The organism is Dolichospermum lemmermannii CS-548, assembly GCF_028330815.1.
Lineage (GTDB): Bacteria > Cyanobacteriota > Cyanobacteriia > Cyanobacteriales > Nostocaceae > Dolichospermum > Dolichospermum lemmermannii.
In genome coordinates this window covers 1-2,511 of sequence record NZ_JAQMTJ010000194.1, presented here as the reverse complement: position 1 = coordinate 2,511, position 2,511 = coordinate 1, and the positions used below count along the sequence as shown (strand labels likewise).

Below are 2,511 nucleotides of genomic sequence, written 5' to 3'. Positions count from 1 at the left end.
TTAGAGGGTGTTTGAAAAGTTTTGAATGTATAGACTGACCCCTCTCCAAACCTCTCCCCTGCAAGGGGAGAGGCTTTAAAACCCCCATTCCCTTGCAGGGAAGGGGGGTAGGGGGGTTAGGTTTTTGGAGATTACTGGTTTAATATAATACTTTTCAAACAACCTATTAGCAAGACATAGAACAGCACAGAATCATGAAATTCATTAATTCATTTATTCTTGTACTTATATTTTTTGTCTTCCTTTGCACCTTTGCGCCTTTGCGTGAGACTTTAAAATGCTTGTTCCTAATCTTAACCATGGCCAAAAACTGTAGCACCCGGAAATTTCTCCGAATGCTGCAATTAAAAGAAAAATCAGACTGGAACTACAAATTTTTCACTTCCAGCTAAATCAAAAGCTGAGTGAATAACTTGCAAAGCTTTCACCCCTTCATCTTCTCCCACAACACAACTAATTTTAATTTCCGAAGTAGCAATCATTTGAATATTGATGTGATTTTTGGCTAAAGCTGTAAACATTTTGGCAGCAGTACCTGGTTGTCCCACCATCCCAGAACCAACTATACTCACCTTAGCGATCGCCTGATCTAATACTACTTCACCCCAATCAAACTTCGCTGCAACTTGCTGTAATTTCTGTTGGGCATTTTCCGCGTCCATTCTCGCTACAGTAAAGGCAATATCTCGACGGGGAACACCATCTACTATTCGACACCGTTGAGATTGAATAATCATATCCACACTGATATTATATTCTGCCAAAAATCCAAACAATTTAGCGGCCATACCCGGACGATTTGGTACTTGCCGAATCGCAATTCGCGCTTGATTCATATCTAACGCAACACCACGCACAGCAGGGGTATTAGCACTAGGAGAAGCTAAAGCAGTAGAGGAAGAATTAATTTCAAAGGTGTGACAGAGAGCAGCTATAGCGCGATCGCAATCTACCGCATCAACAACACAACTCACCTTAACTTCACTGGTAGAAATCATCTGAATATTTACACCAGCTTCAGCCAAAGTTTTAAACATCTGCGCTGCTACCCCCGGACGACCAATCATTCCCGCGCCCACAATACTCACTTTAGCAGTATCTTTCTCTACCATCACTTCCGCTTCATCTGAAGTATGCTGATTTTTAAATATCGGTGCTATAGCTAATGATACTGCTTCTGCCCGTTTTAATATTGATGAATTTACTGTAAAAGCAATGTCGTTAGTATTACCTTCATGAATAGACTGAATAATTAAATCAACATCAACATTTTGCTGGGAAATTTCCCCAAATAACTGGGCTGCTACCCCTGGTCTATCAGGAACACGCAATAAAGCCACCTTTGCCTGTTGAATATCAAACTCCACAGCATCCACAGGTCGAGCTAATTCTAAATTCACTAACGCCCGATCTTGCCTTGGAGGCGTTGTTACCCAAGTTCCGGGCTGATCTGTCCAACTCGACCGTACCACCAGGGGAACGCCATAATTGCGGGCAATTTCCACAGCCCTGGGATGTAATACCTTCGCCCCTAAACTAGCCAATTCCAGCATTTCATCACTAGTGATTTCTGTCAATAATTGGGCTTCGGGAACAAGGCGCGGATCTGTAGTTAAAATTCCGGGGACATCTGTATAAATTTCACAAAAATCTGCACCGATAGCGGCGGCGATCGCCACTGCGGAAGTGTCAGAACCACCACGTCCCAAAGTAGTAATTTCTAATTCTTCTGTACTGCTAATTCCTTGAAACCCTGCCACCACAACCACTTTGCCGCCATTAATTTGCCGCATTAGGCGTTCAGTTTCAATATGTAAAATCCGAGCGCGAGAGTGTTCTGCTTCGGTAACAATGCCTACCTGAGCGCCAGTCATCGAAATTGCTGGTTGATCAATTTCCTGCAATGCCATACTTAGTAAAGCAATGGTAACTTGCTCTCCCGTAGAAAGCAGCATATCCATTTCCCGACGACTAGGAGTTTTAGAGATATCATGAGCTAGTTTCACTAACCCATCAGTAGTTTTACCCATCGCTGAAACCACTACTACTACAGAGTTTCCAGCTTTGACAGTTTTTTTAACTCTAGTCGCAACAGCTTGAATCCGTTCAACTGAACCAACTGATGTACCACCGTATTTTTGAACTATGAGCGCCATAAAATTCTCTTTAATCACTTGTTTTGCCACAGTCAAGGTTGTCATGACTATGAAAAACCCTGAAAGTGCCAGTTTAGATTACCAAAAAAAATACATCCGTTAGCAATCTTGGACTCTGATTTTAATCACAAATTAACCATTTACATGAATTATCTTAACCAATTTATACACCTTTTTTGTTTATTGTGGTTAGGGATAAAAAAGTATTTTTATGCAAATAAATAAATACTAATCCGCTCAAACATGGCAAATAATACCACGTATTCCTAGTAGACTGTTTATTTACATAACACTGCTAGGATATTTTATAGAATTAGGAGTCACCGAGTCAGGAGTTCAGGAGTCAGGAGTCAGG

1 protein-coding gene is annotated in these 2,511 nt (G+C 41.3%); it reads right to left on the bottom strand.

Translation table 11 applies throughout. The features are described 5' to 3' along the window. Positions 1-356: 356 nt before the first annotated feature. The gene (locus PN450_RS12705) at positions 357-2,156 is read right to left on the bottom strand and encodes an aspartate kinase (RefSeq protein ID WP_271836557.1); all 1,800 of its coding nucleotides are present in this window, start codon (positions 2,154-2,156) and stop codon (positions 357-359) included. Positions 2,157-2,511 lie beyond the last annotated feature (355 nt).